17 protein-coding genes and 2 pseudogenes are annotated in these 18,895 nt (G+C 69.2%); 7 read left to right on the plus strand and 12 right to left on the minus strand.

Going from position 1 to position 18,895, the window contains the following annotated elements; all coding sequences use genetic code 11:
* Positions 1–223: 223 nt before the first annotated feature.
* The 3 genes from ACIOEW_RS36425 to ACIOEW_RS36435 all read right to left on the minus strand — a co-directional run bounded on the left by ACIOEW_RS36425 (position 224) and on the right by ACIOEW_RS36435 (position 4,295).
* On the minus strand, positions 224–682 hold the full coding sequence (locus tag ACIOEW_RS36425) for a hypothetical protein (protein WP_401969404.1): 459 nt from the start codon (positions 680–682) through the stop codon (positions 224–226).
* A 62-nt stretch (positions 683–744) separates the two neighbouring features.
* On the minus strand, positions 745–3,198 hold the full coding sequence (locus tag ACIOEW_RS36430; RefSeq protein ID WP_401969406.1) for a tyrosine-type recombinase/integrase: 2,454 nt from the start codon (positions 3,196–3,198) through the stop codon (positions 745–747).
* Positions 3,195–4,295 (minus strand): tyrosine-type recombinase/integrase, encoded by a 1,101-nt coding sequence (locus ACIOEW_RS36435; RefSeq protein ID WP_401969409.1) that lies wholly within the window; start codon positions 4,293–4,295, stop codon positions 3,195–3,197. The genes ACIOEW_RS36430 and ACIOEW_RS36435 overlap by 4 nt, the downstream gene beginning before the upstream one ends.
* A 141-nt stretch (positions 4,296–4,436) precedes the next feature.
* Between ACIOEW_RS36435 and ACIOEW_RS36440 the strand changes: the two genes are divergently transcribed.
* From ACIOEW_RS36440 to ACIOEW_RS36460, 5 genes and pseudogenes are all read left to right on the plus strand, one after another.
* A complete protein-coding gene (locus tag ACIOEW_RS36440) occupies positions 4,437–4,835 on the plus strand; it encodes a hypothetical protein (protein WP_401969411.1) in 399 nt (132 codons plus the stop codon).
* Positions 4,832–5,173 (plus strand): hypothetical protein, encoded by a 342-nt coding sequence (locus ACIOEW_RS36445; protein WP_401969412.1) that lies wholly within the window; start codon positions 4,832–4,834, stop codon positions 5,171–5,173. Before ACIOEW_RS36440 ends, ACIOEW_RS36445 begins: the two co-directional genes overlap by 4 nt.
* Positions 5,170–6,110: pseudogene (locus ACIOEW_RS36450) on the plus strand (AAA family ATPase). The gene ACIOEW_RS36445 and the pseudogene ACIOEW_RS36450 overlap by 4 nt, the downstream one beginning before the upstream one ends.
* Positions 6,111–6,207: 97 nt before the next feature.
* The gene (locus ACIOEW_RS36455) at positions 6,208–6,492 is read left to right on the plus strand and encodes a hypothetical protein (RefSeq protein WP_401969414.1); all 285 of its coding nucleotides are present in this window, start codon (positions 6,208–6,210) and stop codon (positions 6,490–6,492) included.
* A pseudogene (locus ACIOEW_RS36460) lies at positions 6,423–6,644 on the plus strand (hypothetical protein); the annotation flags it as partial. The gene ACIOEW_RS36455 and the pseudogene ACIOEW_RS36460, both read left to right, overlap by 70 nt.
* Before the next feature lie 536 nt (positions 6,645–7,180).
* On the opposite strand, the gene ACIOEW_RS36465 reads toward ACIOEW_RS36460, so the two are convergent.
* From ACIOEW_RS36465 to ACIOEW_RS36505, 9 genes are all read right to left on the minus strand, one after another.
* Positions 7,181–7,855, minus strand: coding sequence for an N-acetylmuramoyl-L-alanine amidase (locus tag ACIOEW_RS36465; protein ID WP_401969416.1), 675 nt, complete (start codon positions 7,853–7,855; stop codon positions 7,181–7,183).
* Between the two features lie 164 nt (positions 7,856–8,019).
* Entirely contained in the window at positions 8,020–8,997 is a 978-nt protein-coding gene (locus ACIOEW_RS36470; protein WP_401969418.1) for an NADP-dependent oxidoreductase, read from the minus strand.
* Between the two features lie 108 nt (positions 8,998–9,105).
* Entirely contained in the window at positions 9,106–10,092 is a 987-nt protein-coding gene (locus ACIOEW_RS36475; protein ID WP_401969421.1) for an aldo/keto reductase, read from the minus strand.
* Positions 10,093–10,161: 69 nt separating this feature from the next.
* A complete protein-coding gene (locus ACIOEW_RS36480; protein ID WP_401969423.1) occupies positions 10,162–11,007 on the minus strand; it encodes an SDR family oxidoreductase in 846 nt (281 codons plus the stop codon).
* Between the two features lie 68 nt (positions 11,008–11,075).
* Positions 11,076–11,843 (minus strand): SDR family NAD(P)-dependent oxidoreductase, encoded by a 768-nt coding sequence (locus ACIOEW_RS36485; protein WP_401969425.1) that lies wholly within the window; start codon positions 11,841–11,843, stop codon positions 11,076–11,078.
* Between the two features lie 213 nt (positions 11,844–12,056).
* Positions 12,057–13,130: a zinc-binding dehydrogenase gene (locus tag ACIOEW_RS36490; protein WP_401969428.1), complete on the minus strand. Its 1,074-nt coding sequence runs from the start codon at positions 13,128–13,130 to the stop codon at positions 12,057–12,059.
* A 104-nt stretch (positions 13,131–13,234) separates the two neighbouring features.
* Positions 13,235–13,609, minus strand: a complete 375-nt coding sequence (locus ACIOEW_RS36495; protein WP_401969431.1) for a DUF2255 family protein — start codon at positions 13,607–13,609, stop codon at positions 13,235–13,237.
* Positions 13,610–14,022: 413 nt separating this feature from the next.
* Complete coding sequence (locus ACIOEW_RS36500; protein ID WP_401969433.1) at positions 14,023–15,135, minus strand: NADH:flavin oxidoreductase/NADH oxidase; 1,113 nt, start codon at positions 15,133–15,135, stop codon at positions 14,023–14,025.
* Between the two features lie 251 nt (positions 15,136–15,386).
* Positions 15,387–16,565 carry an aldo/keto reductase gene (locus tag ACIOEW_RS36505; RefSeq protein ID WP_401969435.1) on the minus strand — a complete coding sequence of 393 codons (1,179 nt, stop codon included), beginning with the start codon at positions 16,563–16,565 and terminating at the stop codon, positions 15,387–15,389.
* Between the two features lie 167 nt (positions 16,566–16,732).
* On the opposite strand from ACIOEW_RS36505, the gene ACIOEW_RS36510 reads away from it, so the two are divergent.
* Together ACIOEW_RS36510 and ACIOEW_RS36515 are read left to right on the plus strand one after the other, a co-directional pair.
* Entirely contained in the window at positions 16,733–17,623 is an 891-nt protein-coding gene (locus tag ACIOEW_RS36510; RefSeq protein WP_401969436.1) for a helix-turn-helix transcriptional regulator, read from the plus strand.
* Positions 17,624–17,851: 228 nt separating this feature from the next.
* Positions 17,852–18,889, plus strand: coding sequence for a hydroxyacid dehydrogenase (locus ACIOEW_RS36515; protein WP_401969437.1), 1,038 nt, complete (start codon positions 17,852–17,854; stop codon positions 18,887–18,889).
* Positions 18,890–18,895 lie beyond the last annotated feature (6 nt).

An 18,895-nucleotide genomic window follows, 5' to 3' on the forward strand; every position in this document is an offset into this window, starting at 1 on the left:
GAGTAGCTCTGCCGTTTGCAGCTGGTGACACGGTCTTACCGGACGCCTCCGCGCGAGTCTGGCATCCAACCCGTCGGCGGTGTCCAGTCGTCGGATGGTGGCCACCCATCCGGTGGCGGCCACTTGGACGGAGCTATGTAGGGCATCCGTACATCATCGACTCACCGAGGTGTCGCTGCGGCCGGAATCACGACCGTGGTACCAACCTCATGCGACGGCGCAGTTAGCGGTTGACCTGGGCCATCAGCTCACGGTTCGCGGCGCGGGCGGCTTCGAGGTCCTCGTCCCGTTCCGCGAGTTCGCCGCGGAGGTCGAGATTCTGCTGTTCCAGCTCGGTGGCGCGGCGTGTGAGCGTCTCGATGTCGGCCGGGGCGCCGAGGCCGGATGCTTCCCAAGCTGTCTGGCCCAGAGCCTCGGACAGGCGCCGTTCGAGCCGGGTGATGTGCGCGGACAGTCTCCCGTTGCGGGCCGTGAGGTTCGCGACGTCAGCCAGCAGCGACTTGCGGCTGACCTGCGCTCCGGCAGTCGTGCCGGGCGGGGGCTGGCCCGCGCGGGCGATGACGGCTGCGTGCAGATCTCCGTGGCGGTGAATCAGGCTGCGGTGGACGCCGGCGGCGCGGGCGACCGAGGAAACGCTGATCTCCTCGCCAGTGGAGGCCAGTTGGTCGAGAGCTTTGAACACTCGGTTTCGTCGTCGGTCGGAGTCAGCGGCCCGTGCTCGGGTCAGGTGGTCCGGTGATGCGCTCACGCGTCACGCTCCAGTCGCAGCTCCGGCTCGGGCGGACAGATGCCGGGCATGCCCAGGGAGACGGTGCGGGATTTGCGCAGGGTCCGGGTGGCGTCCTTGATCTGCTCGCGTTCGTCCTCGGTGAGCCCGTCGAGGTCGGTCTCGACGCGGCGGATCAGTGTGCGGATGCGCTTGATCTCCTCGTCGGACGGAGTCGCTTCGGTGCGGGCCCAGGCGTCGAGGTCCGAGGCCGCGGCGAGACGTTCGCGGTCCCTCAGCAGGGTGTCCAGATAGGTCCGCAGCTCCGGCAAGTACGACGGGTCGGTGCGGAAGTGGTCGCAGCCGACGCAGCGGAACCGGAACGGGCAGCCGTGGCCGCCGGCTTTGACGTTGCTCGGTTCGACGCAGATCCCGTAGGGGACGGACACTTGGCCGATCCGCAGGCGGGCGTGCTCGTGCTCCAGGAGCTGGCGGGCCTGGGTCCAGATCTTGTTGCCGTGCCGGTCGAACTGGTGCGAGACGAGTTTGTCGACTGCTGCTCGGGTGCGTTTCTCCGTGACCCGGTAGTAGCCCTGGGTGGTCTGCAACGACCGGTGGCCCATGAGCTCGCGCAGCACGTCGGGCAGGGTTCCGGCGTCGGCGTGCCGTTGGGCGTAGGAGTGGCGGTAGGAGTAGGGCACGACTTCCAGCTTGGGGAACTCGGTGCCGTCGGCCAGCAGCAGCGGCGCCATGGCGTTGACCCAGCGGCGGTGGACGTTGCCGATGTGCTGCATCCGGAACGGCTTGGTGCCCTCGGAGTTCTGCCGGGGCTGGGGGAAGAGGACCAGCTTGGACAGCTCGGTGTCCGGGAAGCGTGCGTGGATGGCCTTCTTCTGCCGGACGATGATCTCTGCGGTGGTGTCCGGGATCGGCAGGCGGAGGCCGATGCGGTTGTTCTTGAAGTCTGTGTAGACGAGCACGGATTTGCCGTGCTCGTCGGTCTCCATGCAGTCCCAGGGCAGGCATCCGATCTCGTCGGGGCGTCGGCCGGTATCGACGAGGATCTCGATGGCGGCGCGCGCGTCGTCGCTGCCGTCCCGGATCTGGTCGAGGGTGGGCAGCCGCTCGCAGAGCTGGCTGAGGATTTCCTTCGGCAGGGCTCTGCCGGGTCCTTCCTCAATGACGACCGGGGGCATGTCATGCCTGCGCAGCGCGAAGTCGTCGGGCAGGTCGGCGAGGATTTCGCCGGGTCGGGTCAGGCCCAGGTCGCGGATTTCGCGCAGGAACCGGCTGGTGAAGCGGCAGACCGTCGTGCGGCGGAAGGCGCTGATCTTGCCGGTGTGCGCGAGGTGAGCCACGTACTGCGTGAACGTCTCGATGTCGCTTCGGCCGAGCGCGGCCATGTCCGCTCCGTCGTCCTGACGGGAGCGGACGAGGCTCTGGGAGAGGTAGCGCAGGCAGAGGATCATGTCGGAAAGGCCGTTGGGGATGTTCTTGCCGTAGCGGCGGGGGATCTCGTCCAGCACCCACGTCTTGCAGGCCCGCCGCATCCACTCCTGGTGCAACGGCGTGAAGTCCATCTTCCGCCACTGGCCGAGTCCGAAGGCGCCCATGTTCCAGACGTCCTTGATCTGCTCCAGTTCCGGAGTGGAGACGGCGGCCGCGATCATGTGGCGCATGCGGTTGGCCATGCCGGCCAGGTGGGTGTTGCGGGGCACCTGGACGTCGCCGAACTGCTCGACGCGTTGCTCGCGCAGGTGTCGGACGACGCCTCGCAGCAGGACGGGCGGGCTCTTGACCTCGGCGTCCGTGCGGGCCTGAAGGACGTAGAGGATCTCGGCAGTCACCAGGGCCGGCAGACCCCGCAGGCTCAGCGCGGTGGACTCCGCCGTGCCGGGCTCGGTGCGGCACCACGCCTCGAAATCAGCGTCGGGGACTCGTGCCTCCTGCCACCTCACCCAGTGCGGAGGGCAGAACAGGTTCGAGCTGTTCGCCTGGTGCCGGTGGCAGGCATCCACCGAGCACAGGCCGAAGCCCGGCAGCGGGCGAACGCGGGGGTCGGCGAAGAACTCCTCCAGCGGCGGACGCCCCAGCCTCGTGAACAACTCGCGGTGCCGCATGCACATCTGCGTGCGGGACGACGTCCAGGGGCGCCGGCACTCATGGACAGAGCACCCGCCCGAGATGTTGCTGATCTGTTTTGGCTCGGTGGCCAGGAAGTCCTCCGGCGTTTTGCCGCTTCGCTTCCAGCTGCCGCGGCAGGCCGAGCACAACCCCAGGTCCGTCTTGCGGGCCGCTGCCCAGCAGCCGGAACGGGCGCAGATGTGCATGCCGAGGAAAGGGTGGTCCGGTGAGGGCCGAAGGATCCGGGACTTCTCGTCCCAGTTTAGAACGTCCAGCGTCTCCGGCCGGATCAGAGCGCGCAGCCGTTTCGCGCGGGCGGGCAGCAGATCCGATGCGGGAGCGGGCACCAGTCGCAGGGCCGTGGTCATCCGTTCCTCCTGGGAGCGAGAGCGCCGACCCGTTCGACGGCGGACCGCAGCCGCTGCGGATCGGGATGCAGGTAAACCTGCGAACTCGCCGCGCTGGCGTGCCCGAGCAGGTCGGCGATCTCGTCCAGGACGGCGCCGGCGTCGGCCGCGTTGCTGGCGAATCCGTGCCGCAGAGCGTGGGGATGAACGCCGTCGGCCAGGCCGGCCCGACGGGAGAGCCGGTCGAAGAGGTCGTTCAGGGCTCCTGGCGGCATGGGCGCCCCCAGAGGGGGCCGGAACAGGTTCACCAGGACGAAGTCGCTGTCGCGAGCCTTGCGGCAGGTGTCTCGTTCAACGACGTATTGGTCGTAAGCCTGGACCAGTAGGAAGTCGACCGGGACGGCGCGCGAACGCTTCGACTTCGCCCAGGCACCGTTGTCGTTGTCCCGTCGCACCACGTGCAGGTGGGAGCCGGGAATCCGGCAGCCCAGCACGCTGGCATCCAGGATGAAATGGATGTCCTCGCGCCGCATGCCCACGGCCTCGCTGCGGCGCAGCCCGGCCCTGGCGAGCAGGAGGACGATGAACCGGTCCCGGGCCGAGCGGCAGGCCCGCAACAGGGCAAGGACCTCCTCGTCACTGGCGCGGCCGACCGGCTCGTGCGGTTCGGCGGCCCGGTGCCGGGCCTTGGCGTAGTAGCGAAGGTGGCTTCCCTCGCCGCGGGCCTGCATCGGCAGGTCCCGGTCGTCGGCTACCTCGTAGAGCTGGGACAGCACGAACGTCGGCACCGTGCCGAGCGTCGTGCCGTGGGTGAGGAACTCGCGGACGCCGGCCAGCACGGTGTTGATCCGGCGTGGCCCGCGAACGGGTTCACTTCCCGGTCCGGCCGCCACCGGACTGCCGTCACCGGTCGAGTGCCGCAGCCAGAACATGAAGCTGCCCAGCCGGCCCGCCGCCGTTGTCCAGTCCCGGCCGGTGCAGCGGCACCACGTCAGATAGAGCACGACCGCCCCGGCATATGTACGCGTGGTCGATTCCGCCTGATCGCGGCCGAAGCGTACATGCCGCAAGAACTCGTCCGCTTCCGGTACGGGCGTCAACCGATCGTCGTCCAACACGGTCCAGTACCGCTGCCCCGACGGCATGTGTACCGGGAAGGGCCGCAGCCCTCTGGAGATCACCTGATGAGTCACGAGCCTTCAACGACAACTACGACGTGCACGACACGGCGACGCGAACCGTCGCACACTGCACCCCTCTTGGGGGCGACGCGACAGTGCACGACGCGGTCACAAACCCGAGAGAATGTCGCCTCGTACACCGCCGTACAGCTCGGGGCGACCATCGCGGTCACCCACGCGTTCGGCTACCGCGTCACACCGGCCGCGCTGCTCGCCGGTGCGGCCATCAACGCCGGGACACACGCCGCGATCGACCGCGGCGCCGCTTTGCTGTGGCTGGCGAAGAAGACCAAGAAGACCGGCTACATCGAGCACTGCAAGGCCGCCCGCGTCGATGACGACGGCAAGGCCACCTCCGAGCTCACCGGGCCGGGCAGTGCGTGGATGGAGCTGGATGCGGCACTGCACCGCGCGATCGGCGTCGGCGCCGCCGCCGTCACCGTCTGGCTCACCACCCGCCCCGGCGCCCGCCGGTGACCCGGGCCCGCATCGAACGCGTCCGCGCCGCCGTCGGCATCGCCTCCCTGGCGCTCCAGCAGATCGAGGACGACCTCAGCGCCGACGACGTCGACCAGGAGGAGCTCGCCGCGATCCTGCGCGAGCTCATCGAGGACACCGACCCGCCCGGCGGGTTCGTCCCGTTCCTCGCGCAGCTACTCACCGCCGCCGCGCGCCGTGCCGAGCGGCTCGAACCCGACCGTGACGGTGACGCCTCCTGCCCGCTGCACGAGGCCGCCGCCCTGCTCAATGACAGCGCCGGACAGCGCCTCATCTGGGCCGCCCGCGCCCTTCACCCGCAAGGAGAACTCACATGACTCAGCCGATCTACCCGCCGATGCCCGAGCACAGTCTGGTGGTCCTCATCGGCCCGTCCGGCGCCGGGAAGTCCACGCTCGCGCGCACCTGGCCCGCCTCGCAGGTCCTGTCCCTGGACGCGCTGCGCGAAACCGTGAGCGACGACGCGGGCGACCAGCGCGCGACCGGCGACGCCGTCGCCGCCCTGCACCTGCTGCTCGAAGCCCGGATGCGCCGACGCCTGTTCACCGTCATCGACGCCACCAACACCACCCGGGCCGCGAGGGAGCCGCTGGTCGCCGCCGCCAAGCGGCACAACATGCTCCCCATCGCGCTCATGGTCGCCACACCCGGCGTGACGTGTGAGGAGCGGCAGGCTACGCGGCCGGCCAACCGTCGCGTGCCAAGGGCCCGGTCGTTCAGCAGCACAGGGACACGGTCAACTCGCACCGGACCCTCAAGGCAGAGGGATTCCCCGAGATCGTCTTCTCCGACAGCGTCTGCCGGCTGCTGCCGTTCCTGGAGCGGCTGAGCGGGACCCGGCAGGCCGACCTCGGACTGGACGACGGTGACGGCCTCGGTGATCTGCTGCTCGTACGTCGGGTGTTCGGCTCGGAGATCCTGCCGCTTTGGCGGTGGAAGAACGGCTCCGATCTCGCCGGCGGCGACCGCGTCGCGGAGATCCGCCTCGGTCAGCAGTACCTCACCCTCGCGTACCGCCCGGACATCGACGGTGAAGGCGACTACGGCTTCGAGGCGATGGTGCCGTGCCCCTACGACGACGAATGCACCGGTACCGCCTGGGTGCCCGTCCACAGCGTCACCTGTCTGTTCCGCGCGCTGAACGGTGGCCTGGACGACGACGAAGACATCATCTGCACCGTCCACGGCCCGAACGACGACCCTGACGGCCGCGCCGACCTCGAAGAGCAGTTCGCAGACGCTGTCCGCGAATGAGCCGCGCCGCCGACGGAAGCACCGACGATCCGTGCACCCCGATCAACATCCAGTTATGAGTGGCCCCGGCCGCCCACACCCCCTCGTGGAGGACCGCATGGCCCGCAAGCCCGTCACCTGGTACATCGCCACCCCTACCGACGGCACCATCGAGATGTCCCGCCTGGCCGGAACCCCGGTGGGCCTCTCCGCCAACGTCGGCAAGGTCATCGACCACCCCAACCCCTGCCACAACCAGTGGTACGACGAGAGCCGCTTCTCCTACTTCCGCATGGTCAAGCGCGTCGGCGAGGCGCTGGAGGACACCGGCACGGCCGCGCGGTCGACGTCGCCGCGTCGGTCGGCGCCGCGACGACGGACGTGCTCGGCACCCGCGACCTGACCGCGTTACAGAGGGCCGCCGACGCCGCTCTCTACGACGGCAAACACACCGGCCGCGCCCACCTCGCCACCGCCGCGCACGCCACGACGCCGTCCATCAACGGCCGCCGGGCGGGCAGGCCGGGCACAGCGATGTGGGGGCGAGCCGCATGAGCGCTGCGACCCTGCCCGAAGGCGACTGGATCCGCGGCATCAGCATCAGGCAGCCGTGGACCATCGCGATCCTGACCCGCGCGTTCCCAGTCAAGTTCATGTGTTCAGAAAGGCCGACCGATCGCCAACGGTACTGCGCGGAGCAAGGACCTACTCGGCGGACGCCTTCCGAGTGAGCCGGTTCTCCTCTCGGTCGAACTGGGCCTCGATGCGACGCAGGACGGTGTCGTCGATGGTGTTCTCGTCGCGCAGGCGGATGACGGTGGCACGTTTGCGGGCCAGGAGGGCGAGACGGAGTTCGGTGGTCTGGTGGTGGCGCAGGTCGGCGGCGCCGCCGCCATGAAAGTGGAGGCCAGGACGATGCCGCGCAGGCTGCGGCGGATCGCCCGCAGGGAGATGTTCAGGCTCTCCCAGGACAGCAGGAAGGGGAGGCGTCGCCGAGGGGGCTCCCGTGCTGCGCCTTGCCTTGGTGTGGGTGTGTCTCCAGCGTTCGGTGGCTGGAGACCTGACTTCTTTCCGTGGCTACCCGGGGGGTGTCACTTGGCTGCGGCGCGCACCAGGTCCAGGTAGCGGTCCCAGTCCCAGTACGGTCCTGGGTCCGTGTGTGTGGCGCCCGGAACTTCGCGGTGGCCGACGATGTGCTCGCGGTCGATGGGGATGTCGTAGCGGGTGCTGATGTCGGCGGCCAGTTGGGCGGAGGCGCGGTAGGCGGTGTCGGTGAACCAGCGGTCCGGGTCGTCGACGTATCCCTCGTGCTCGATGCCGATGCTGCGTTCGTTCCACTCCCGGTTGCCCGCCTGGTAGGCCACGTCGGCCTCGCGGACCATCTGGGCGAGGCGCCCGTCGGAGGAACGGATCAGATAGTGCGCGGCGGCTTGGTGTGCCGGGTCGCGGAAGGCGCGCACGGCGTTCTCGTAGCGGGACTGGGTGACGTGGATGACGATCCGGTCGATGCGGTAGTCGTCCGGCCGGTTCGCGTAGCGGTAGTTGGCGTCGGGGGCGGCGGTCCACCGGGCGGTCGGCTGATCGACGGTCCCCTCCCGTACGTCCAAGAGGCCGCTTCGCTGACTGGGAAGTTCGGCGACGGCGGCGAAGCAGAGTCCCGCGACGGCCGCGGCCCCCGCACCGAACAGGAGGGCGCGGCGGGTGACGGCGCGCCCTGGCGGTTCCCAGCGAGAGGCGGGGCGGCGGGGGCTGGGTATGTCGTTCACGGTGTGTGGTCTCCGGGGACGTCGGAATCGGGGCGACTGCCGACGGAGGGGCTGTATCCGGACACCCCGCAGGACGTGCTGGGTGTCCGCGGCATACCGTCCGCCGATGCGAGGAGCCGGACCGTGAACCGGCGGGCCAGGTTGACGCGTCGGCGCATCGGCCGCTACCCCGTCGATCCGAGTGTCGTGGGCGGGAAGGTCAGGACGACGCGCCCTCGCAGGCCGCCTCCTTCGACCATGCTGTGGGCCTTGGCCGCCTCGTCGGCCGGGAGAGCGGCGGCGACGCGGGGTGTGAGCAGGCCGGATTGGATCTGCTCACGCAGCCCGGCGATGGCCGCGTGGTCGGTCGCACGGGTGCGGACGTTGACCGGATGCACCGTGATGCCGCGACCGGGGGCGCCCTCCCAGAATCGGAAGACGGCGATCTGGCCTTCGTCCCGCACCGCGGGCGCGATGCGGTCGTGGAGCATGGCCGTGTCCACGACGGCGTCCACGCCGGCAGGGGCGAAGTCGACGATCTGCTGGAGCACTCTGTCGCCGCGGGGGACGACGGCCTCGGCGCCGTAGGAGCGGAGCAGCTCTTCGTCGCTCTGCGATGCCACCGCGATGACGTGCAGCCCTTCCGAAGCGGCGAGCTGGACGGTGAAGCCGCCGACCGCGCCAGCGGCCCCGGTGACCGCCAGCGTCGAACCCTGCGCGAGACCGAGGGCATCCAGCGCGCAGCGGGCGGTCAGTGCGTTCATGAGGAACGACGCCGCCTGAGGAAACGTGGTCCCGGCAGGCTTGCGCGTGACGGACTCGGCCGGGAGGACGACGTACTCGCTGTAGCCTCCGTGACGGCCGTGGTTGTCGACGATGCCGATGACGTCCGTGCCCAGGGAAAGTCTCTCGCCCTCCATGGGGCGGACGTCGTCTGCGATCTCGTCGATCGTTCCTGCCACGTCCATGCCGGGGATGAACGGCGGCTCCACGTCCCGGTACCAGTCGGTGAGGGAACCGTCGCGGAGCATCACGTCGGCTGGGTTCACCCCGGCCGCGCGCACCTGTACGCGCACCTGTCCTGGACCGGCGTGCGGTTCGGGGAGGTCTACGACGTGGAGGACCTGGGGTCCGCCGTACGAGGACAGGCCTATGGCCTTCATGGAAAAGCTCCTGGTCGGATCGATGAGAGGCAGCGGGGAGGAAGGGAAGGCGCGCGCAGGGCATGCTTCACCTTGCATGCGCCGTTGCGCCGTGCGCTGTTGTGCTGGTCAGCGGTCGATGCTGGCCATGTTCGCCTCGTCGTGGCGCTCGCCCGAGGCGGGGGTGAGGTTGTTGAGGCGGTCGAGCTGTGTGGCGCTGAGTTCGATGGCGGCGGCGGCGGTGTTCTCCTCGACGCGCGCGATCCGCCGGGTACCAGGGATGGGGGCGATGTCGTCGCCGCGGGTCAGCAGCCAGGCCAGCGCGGTCTGCGCCGGCGTTGCCCCGACCTCGGCACCGATGGCCTGCACCTCGTCGACGATCGCCAGGTTGCGCTGGAAGTTCTCACCGGTGAACCGCGGGTTGGTCTTGCGCCAGTCGTCGTCGGAGAAGTCGTCGACGGTGCGGATCTGCCCGGTCAGGAGGCCGTGCCCGAGCGGCGAGTAGGGCACAAGGCCGATGCCGAGTTCACGCAACAGCGGGAGGATCTCGGCCTCGATGTCGCGAGTCCACAGCGAGTATTCCGTCTGCAGCGCGGCCACCGGGTGCACGGCGTGGGCGCGGCGGATGGTGGCGGGGCCGGCCTCGGAGAGGCCGACGTGGCGGATCTTGCCCTCGGCGACCAGCTCGGCCAGCGCGCCGACGGTCTCCTCGATGGGGGTGTTCGGGTCGACGCGGTGCTGGTAAAAGAGGTCGATGTGGTCGGTGCCGAGCCGCTTGAGGGAACCTTCGACCGCGGCCTTGACGTTGCGTGGGCTGCTGTCGATCACGCCCAGGGCGGGGCTGCCATTGGCGTAGGACACGAGACCGAACTTCGTGGCGATGACGACGTCGTCACGGCGGCCCTTGATGGCCTTGCCGACGAGTTCCTCGCTGTGGAAGGGGCCATAGCCCTCGGCGGTGTCGATGTGCGTGACTCCGAGGTCCAGCGCCCGGTGAATGGTGCGGATCGATTCGTCGTCGTCCAGGCCGCCGCCGGTGGTGTAGGTACCGGCCATGGTCATGGCGCCCAGACCGATGCGCGAGACATCGAGCCCGCCCAGGGATACGTGCTTCATCGGATACTCCGTACTTCATGGTGAGCGTCAGCCATGGCCGGCTGACGGCTGGGATGGGAGACGGTGCCGTCAGGCGGTGGCGTCGTCGTGGCCGAGGTTGCCGCCGAGTTCGCGGGAGGCCTGGGCCTGGGCGAGGAGTTCCTGGGCCTTGGCCTCGACGCCCTCGATGGCGTCGGCTCCGGCGACGAAGCGCAGCGGCGGCGCGGTCCGGTCGGCGATGGTCAGCAGGGCGCGGGCCAGCTTGACGGGGTCTCCGCCCTGCTGGCCGTTCATGCTCTTCCAGGCCGCGACGGTGGCGGTGGTGCGCTCGGCGTAGTCGGCGATGGTCGGCTCGGGCCAGGTGGTGGAGGCGTCCACGAGCAGCTCGGTGCGGAAGAAGCCGGGCTCCACGACCGTGGTGCGGATGTTGTACGGCTCGACGTCGTAGCGCAGCGACTCCATCCAGCCCTCGACGGCGAACTTGGAGGCGGCGTAGGCGACGCAGAACTCCTGGCCGATCAGCCCGGCGGAGGAGGACAGGGTGATGATGTGCCCGTCGCGCTGCTTGCGGAGGATGGGCAGGATGGCGCGGGTGACGTTCATCGGACCGAAGAGGTTGGTCTCGAACTGCTGGCGCATCTGCTCGGCAGTGATCTCTTCGAAGTAGCCGGCGTAGAAGTTGCCGGCGTTGTTGATCAGTACGTCGATGCGGCCGAAGCGGTCGACGGCTGCGTGCGCTGCGGCCTGGGCGTCGTCCAGGCTGGTGATGTCCAGCTTGGTGACCAGGAGGTTGTCCTGGGGGCCGCCGAGGGTCTTTTCGACTTCCTCGGGGCGCCGCCCGGTGGCGACGACCTGGTGGCCGGCCGCGAGGGCCTCGCGGGCGATGTCCGTACCCAGACCGCGACCGGCACCGGTGACGAAGATGACCTTGCTCATGGGGAGGCCGTTTCTTTCGGGCGCCGCGGCGCGGCGCCTGGGGAGGGATGAGTGGGCGAGTGGTGCGGTCAGGCCTGGTCGGTGGGCATGATCCACAGTTCGCCGATGGAGGCGTGGCGGGGGCGGGTGACCATGTAGGCGACGCCGTCGGCGATGTCCTCGGGCTGCAGGACCTCGGTCTGCTCGTAGAAGGCGGCGGTCGCCTCGCGGATCTCGGGCTTGTGATCGTTGTGCGAGGCGAGCTCGGTGGCCACGCCACCCGGCTCCAGGACACCGACGCGCACATGGCGCTGGGTGATCTCCTTACGCAGGGACTCGGTGAAGCCGTTCACGCCGAACTTGGTGAGGTTGTAGACGCCGTAGCCGTTCCAGGCTTCGCGACCGGCGATCGAGCTGATGTTGACGATGTCGGCGACCCGGCGCGGGCCCTCCTCGGCAGCCTTGAGCAGGTGCGGGAGGGCGGCGTGGGTGGTGTGCAGCAGGCCCTGGACGTTGATGGCGATCATGCGCTCCCACTCCGTGGGGTCCGCGCCGACGACCGGGCCCAGCAGCATCAGGCCGGCGTTGTTGACCAGGATGTCCAGGCGTCCGAAGTGCTCGACAGCTCGCTGCACGGCCGCGGCGGCCTGGGCGGAGTCGGTGATGTCCGCTTCCACCGCCAGGGCCGCGCCTCCGGCAGCGGTGATCTCTGCGGCGAGGTCGTCGAGGCGGTCCTTGCGGCGGGCCACCAGGGCCACCGAGGCGCCCTGCTCGGCGAGCTGTCGGGCGGTGGCGGCGCCGATACCGCTGCTCGCGCCGGTGACCAGTGCGACGGTGCCGGTGAGCTTGGAAGTCATGGGGAGGATCCGTTCTGCGGGCGTGCTACACATCCATCGATGCGGGCACTCTGCTTATTTTTCGCTAAAGGGGTGAAAGCTTCCCTGCATCCAGGTAATCACCCGGGGGGCCCGCATGGGGCGCCGTACGGGGCACCTCTCTTCCGGGGGTCTGCCAGTTCCCCCCTACGGGGGGCACGGCGGGACCGGGGCTCCCTGCAGTCGTGTGGACTGTCAGCCGACGATGACGACCGGCTTGACGACGCTCTGGTTGCGGCTGCGCATCAGTTCCAGGCTGGCTGCGAGGCTGTCCCAGCCGTGCAGCACGTGGGTGGCCAGCGGCTGGGTGTCGAGTTTGCCGTTCGCGATCAGCAGCAGGAGCCGTTCCATGTAGTCACGGCCCTGGTTGGCCTGAGCCGCAGTGAGGAACTTCTCCATCACGCCGTAGTTCCAGACGTCCATCGGGAGCGTTACGGTCTCGTCGTCGAAGAAGCCCGAGACCACCGAGACGTGGCCGCCGAACTTGGTGATTTTCATGGCGGTGCCGATCTGATCGCTCGCGCTGCCGCCACTGGCGACCAGCACGCTGTCGACCTGCACGCCACCGGTGAGCGCCATGATCTGATCGTGGACGTCGCCCTGCTTGTAGTCGACGAGGTCGGTCGCCCCGTACTGGCTCGCGAGGGCCATGGTGTTCGGGCGTGAGCCGACGGCGATGATGCGGCCCGCTCCGCGCAGTGCCGCCGCGGCCACCCCCATCAGTCCCACCGGGCCGACCCCCAGGATGACGACGACCTCACCGAACTGGATCTCCATCCGCTCCACACCGGTGAAGCCGGTGGCGGCCATGTCGTCGACGGACACCGCCTGCACGTCGGTGACCTGGTCGGGGATGTGCGCCAGGTTGGAGTCGGCGTCGAAGCACTTGACCAGTTCGGAGAACCAGCCGCCGTTGGTCGGGTCGTCGGAGAAGTACGGGCTCTTGCTCTGGTGGAACTTGCCCTCGCCGCGCTGGGCCCTGGGGTGGCGCCAGTCGGCAAGGCCTGCGGGAAGGACGACACGGTCCCCGGGAGTGAAGTCGGCAACCTGGTCACCGACCTGCTCGACGACTCCGACTGCCTCGTGGCCGATCACCTTGCCGAGCGCGTTGGGCAGCGACAGCGAGTCGATGAGGTGTACGTCGGTCGTGCAGGTCGCCACCGCGGTCGGGCGGACCAGGGCGTCGTACGGTCCGATCTCCGGGACCGGGACCTCCTGCCAGTCGGCACGGCCCTTCTCCTGGATGACGTAACCCTTCATGGTCTTCATGCGGGGGTATTTCCTCTCTTGCCGCCTCGCCCGGCGGCCAGGGGTGGTGCTCTGCGTCCGCCGGTGGGTGCGGGTGTCGGTGCGTGTGTGCGGGCTGCGGGGTTTCAGCAGGGCGAGATGCGGACGGTTGCCGCCTTCGGCCCGTCGCCCTGCATGATCGGGACGGCGTCGCTGCCCGGGTACTTCGCCTCGTAGGCGGCGTCGATCGCGGCGTCGAGGTCGCCGCCGCCGGCGGGCTCGAAGACGACGTCGTGGAACTCTCCGGCGACCCGCACGCGGCCGGCCCGCTGGCTGACGGCCGCCTGGTGCCAGCTCGAGGACTGCCCGTTGGCGGCGCGTACGTAGACGTCGCCGTCCACGACGAGCGCCCAGGTCTGGGTCGGGGTGCCGTAGGTGGTGCCGTCCGCGCGGAAGGGGGCGACGAACAGGTCGGTGTTCTCGGCGATCGTGCGAAGGTCTGCGGGGCTCCAGGAAGTCATGACGGTCCTTCTCTCGGACGTGGTGCGGGTTAGTGGGGTGAGACCGGCCGGCTGCGGATGGTGCGTGCGGCGCTGCTCGCGCAGACGCCGGTGCGACGTCGGTGGCCAGAGTGCTCAGCCGTGGCACGCTCACGACGTGGGGTGCTGGGGGATCCGGTTCCAGCCCCTGCGGCATTTCCGCCGTTACTAGGAGTTTGATCGGGAATACCGGCTTCTGTCTGTTCTCCAGGCAACCATCCGTGGGGCCTGCGTGGGGCGCCGTACGGGGCACCCCTCGTCCGGGGGTCTGCCAGTTCCCCTTTACAGGCGGTCGGCCCGCGGTGCCCGTCGTACAGCCTGGAGCGCTGCCGCACCCAGGGCGTCTCCCGGATGGCGTCTCCCGGATGCTGCGCATCCGTGGCACGGGCCCCCGCTCACCGCCTGCTACGCCGTCGGACGGCGTAGCCGTACTGCTCGGGCCAACGGGGCTCGGCGCCGAGTTCGAGTGCGGCGTGCTGGGGCCAGTAGGGGCTGCGCAGCAGTTCGCGGCCGAGCAGGACGGCGTCGGCCTGTCCGGTGGCCACGATGTCCTCGGCCTGGGCCGGCTCCAGGATCAGGTCGACGGCGCCGGTGGGGATCCCGGCCGCTGCACGCACCTGGGCTGCGTAGGACACCTGATAGCCGGGCTCGACGGGGATCGTGGCGTCGGGGACCATGCCGCCCGTGGACACGTCGAGGAGGTCGACGCCATGGGCGTGGAGCTCCTTGGCGAGGCGGACGGTGTCGTCGCCGGTCCAGCCCGTGCGCTCGTCCTGTGGGTTCTCGGTCAGCCAGTCGGTTGCCGAGGTACGGAAGAGGACCGGCAGGTCGTCGGGCCACACCGCGCGTACGGCGTCGACCACCTGGAGGGGGAAACGCAGCCGGTTCTCGAAGCTGCCGCCGTAGGAGTCGGTGCGGTGGTTGGCGGCGGGAGAGAGGAAGGAGTTGATCAGGAAGCCGTGGGCGCCGTGCAACTCGACCACCTGGAAGCCCGCGGCCAGGGCGCGCTTCGCCGACTCGGCGAAGTCGCCTACCAGTTGCTGGATTCCGTCCACCGTGAGCTCGTGCGGCAGGGACCGCCCGTCGAACGGTTCCGGGCTGGGCGCGACCGCCTGCCAGCCGCCCTCGGCCTCGGGGATGTACCGGCCGGAAAGCCAGGGCTTGTCGACGGACGCCTTGCGGCCAGCATGGTTGAGCTGGATGGCCGGGACCGACCCGTGGGAGCGGATGGCCGCGGTGATGCGCGCGAACGCCTGCTGCTGTTGGTCGTTCCACAGCCCCAGGTCCCAGGGGGTGATGCGCCCGTCGGGCCGTATCCCGGTGGCCTCGGCCATCACCAGGCCGGCACCGCCGGCGGCCCGGCTGGCCAGGTGGGTGAGGTGGAAGTCGGTCGGCACCCCCGTCTCCGGTCCGTCCGAGGCGGCGGAGTACATGCACATCGGGGACGTCCAGATGCGGTTGGGGATCTCGAGTGACCGCAGGAGCAGGGCGGTGAACAGGGTACTCATGGGGTGGTTCCTCATCAATCAGGATGTACCAGCCCGGAGGTGGACAGCGGCCTGGGGCGGTATGGGGTGCTGTGTACGGTCCGGCCGTCGTCGGGGCCCGGTCCTGTCCGGCGAGTTCGAGGTGTGGTCCCGTCGTCCGGATGGAATTCCTGTGCCAGGGCGGCCCTGGGCCCTCGAACGTCGGCAACGCCATCTGCGTCCGCCGCGCATTCCCCACGGCCGCCGTGGAGGACGAGGGCTCATCGGTCACGCTATTGGTCGACCACCTGCATCTGGGCGTCATTCATACGTCCGCCGTGCACTTCGACCTCGGCGAAAGCAGTGTCGATTTCACGAAGATCCTTGGGCGACAGTCGAACGTGGAGTGCTCCCAGGTTCTCGTGCAGATGCTTCAGGTTGCGGGTGCCCGGGATCGGTACAATCCACGGCTTCTGCGCCAGAAGCCAGGCCAAGGCGACCTGAGAGGGCGTTGCATTCTCGTTCTTGGCGATTCGCCTGAGCAAGTCGACGACCGGCATGTTGACCGCCATGTTTTCCGGAGAGAAACGATCAAACGTAGCTCGAAGGTCCGTTTCGGAATCGAGCTTGGTGCGGCCGTTCATGTCCCCTGTGAGGTATCCCATTCCTACGGGTCCCCACGGGACGAAGCCGATTCCCAGCTCTTCGCAGATCGCGAGCACTCCGTTCTTCTCCGGGTCCCGTTCCATCAGCGAATACTCCGTCTGGATCGCTGTGACGGGCTGAACAGCGTGTGCTCGACGGATGGTCCTGGCGCTCGCTTCGGAGAGGCCGAAGTGCAGGACCTTTCCCTCCGCGATGAGCTCCTTGACCGTGCCGGCCACATCCTCGATGGGCACGTCGGGATCCACCCGGTGCTGGTAGTAGAGATCGATGCGGTCGGTCCGAAGGCGCTTGAGCGATTCCTCGACCACTCTCTTGATACGGTCCGGTCGGCTGTTGAGCGTGCCCCCGGCTTCGATGTCGAAGCCGAACTTGGTGGCGATCCTGACTTCGTCGCGGATTGGTGCGAGTGCCTGCCCCACAAGCTCCTCGCTCGTGTACGGGCCGTACACCTCGGCAGTGTCAAAGAATGACACGCCCCTGTCGTGTGCCTCGCGAAGGACCTTGATGCCCTGGTCGATGTCGGCGGGAGGTCCGTAGTTCGCGCTGATACTCATAGCGCCGGCGCCCATTTCCGACACTTCCAGTTCCCCGAGCTTGCGGGTCTTCATTCCGTTCTTCCCTTCGGTGGCGATTTCCCCGCTCCGGCTGCTGCTGTTCCCCTGGAGCTCACCCGCACGGGCAGACGCGATGGATGGCCCGATGGCCAAACCAGCTCCGAGTATTCCAGCCTTGCCCATAAATCCACGGCGGCTGAAGGTGCCGCCACCTCGATGTCCTGATTCCCTTGCGTGATTGCGCCTGGTCATGCAGAACTCCTTGGTCGGTTATCGGCAGAAGTGCTTCAAGCGGTCGGTATCGAGGCAACCATCCGCGGAGCCCCCGTGGGACGTCGTACGGGGTACCGCTCTTTCGGGGGTCTGCCAGTACCCCTTTACGCACGGTCGGTCCGCAGCGCCCGCCGTACTGTGGACTCATGGACCACAGCACCGAGATCCGCGAGTTCCTGCGCACTCGCCGGGCCCGGATCACCCCGGAGGAGGCGGGCCTGACCCCGCATCCCGGCGTCCGCCGGGTACCGGGGCTACGGCGCGAGGAAGTCGCTCAGCTCGCCGGGGTCAGCGTCGACTACTACGTACGCCTGGAGCGCGGCCGCACCCAGGGCGTCTCCCGCACGGTCCTGGACGCCGTCGCCCGCGCCCTGCGCCTGGATGACGCTGAACGCTCCCACCTCTTCGACCTCGCCCAGCCCACCGAGGCCCGCCCCCGGCGCAAGCGGCCCCTCAGCCCCCAGCGCGTCCACCCCGCCCTGTACCAGGCCCTGGATGCCATCAGCACTCCGGCGATGGTCCTGGGGCGCCGCATGGACGTCCTGGCCACCAACCGCGTCGCCAGCGCCCTCTACACCGACTTCCAGGCCCGCCCGCACGCCGAGCGGAACTTCCTGCGCTACCTCTTCCTCGACGAGGCCGCCCGCACCCTGTACGGCGAGCACTGGAACAAGGCCGCCGCCGAAACCGTCGCCACCCTGCACCTGTACGCCGGAAGCCACCCCGACGACCCTCAACTTACCGACCTCATCGGAGAGTTGTCCCTGCACGACGCGGACTTCCGCAGTATGTGGGCCGATCACGACGTCCGCGCCCACGCCACCGGTACCAAGTACTTCCACCACCCTCTCGTCGGCGACCTCGCCTTCCACTTCGTGACCCTGGACGTCGCCGGGGCCCCCGACCAGTCCCTCGTCATCCTCACCCCCGAGCCCGCCTCCCCCTCAGCCGAAGCACTCTCCATACTCGCCAGCTGGACCGGTACCGCCGCTGCCGCGTCGGCCCCCGCTGAAGACACACGCGACCGGACCGCCTGACCTCCGCGACGGCATGGGGCGATGCATGGAAGTGGCATGACCAGGACAGCCCTTCCTGACACCTTGTGCCGATCGCCGTCATCCGGGCGTACGACCTCAGGAAGCCAACGGACCCATCCCGCACGAAGCGGCCGACGACGTCCTCACCCCCAGGTCCCCGGAGCCTGGAGTGCCGAGTTACGAGCGACGAGCCGATGTCCGTATGTCCGTACCCACGCAAGGAGTTCTGTGAGCACCCCGTCCTCCAGCCCCGCCAAACCCGTGGTGGTCCTGCGCCCCGCCCCGCAGCGCACGGACCGCATCTTTACCCCCGCCGCCCTGGACTCGCTCCGTGACCGCTTCACCGTGGTGGACCTGGAGAAGGACCCCACCGAAGAGGCCCTGGAGGAGGTACTGCCCGACGCCTTCGCGATCGTCGGACAGCCCGACCTGCCGGCCGAACGGCTTCTCGCCGCAGAAAAGTTGCGGGCTCTGCTGAACGTCGAGGGAAACTTCTTCCCCAACGTCGACTACGCGACCTGCTTCGAGCGCGGCATCCACGTCTTGGGCTGCGGGCCCGCCTACGCCCAGGCGGTCGCCGAGTACTCCCTCGCACTCGCCCTCGACCTGGCCCGCGGCATCAGCCGCGAGGACCGCGCCTTCCGCGCCGGACAGGAACGGTACGTATCCGACAGCAACGCCGACGCCGTCCTGCTGCACGGCTCCGACGTGGGCCTGGTCGGCTTCGGCAACCTCGGCCGCAGCCTGAACCGGCTCCTCGCCCCCTTCAGGCCCACCCTCCGCGTCTACGATCCCTGGCTGCCGCCCGGCGTCCTGCGCGAACACGGCGTGCTCCCCGCCTCGTTGAACGAGACCCTGACCCGCAGCCGCTTCGTGTTCGTCCTGGCCACCGCCACGGACGACAGCCGCCACCTGATCGGGGAACGCGAACTCGCCCTGCTGCCGGACGGCGCCCGCCTCGTCCTGGTCAGCCGCGCCCCGGTCGTCGACTACCCAGCCCTGCTCGACCACGTCGCACGCGGACGCCTCCTCGCAGGCATCGACGTATGGCCGAACGAACCGGTTGCCGCCGACGACCCGGCCCGCGACCTCGACGGCCTCGTCCTCTCCGCACACCGCGCGGGCGGCATCCCACAAGCCTTCCAGGCCATCGGCGACATGGTCCTCGACGACCTGACCCTCCTCGCCCAGGGACTCCCGCCCGTGCGTATGCAGAGTGCCGCCCGCGAACTGGTCGGCCGCTACCGCAACCGTCCCGTGAGCTGAAGAGAC

This window comes from Streptomyces sp. NPDC087901, from assembly GCF_044742205.1.
GTDB lineage: Bacteria > Actinomycetota > Actinomycetes > Streptomycetales > Streptomycetaceae > Streptomyces.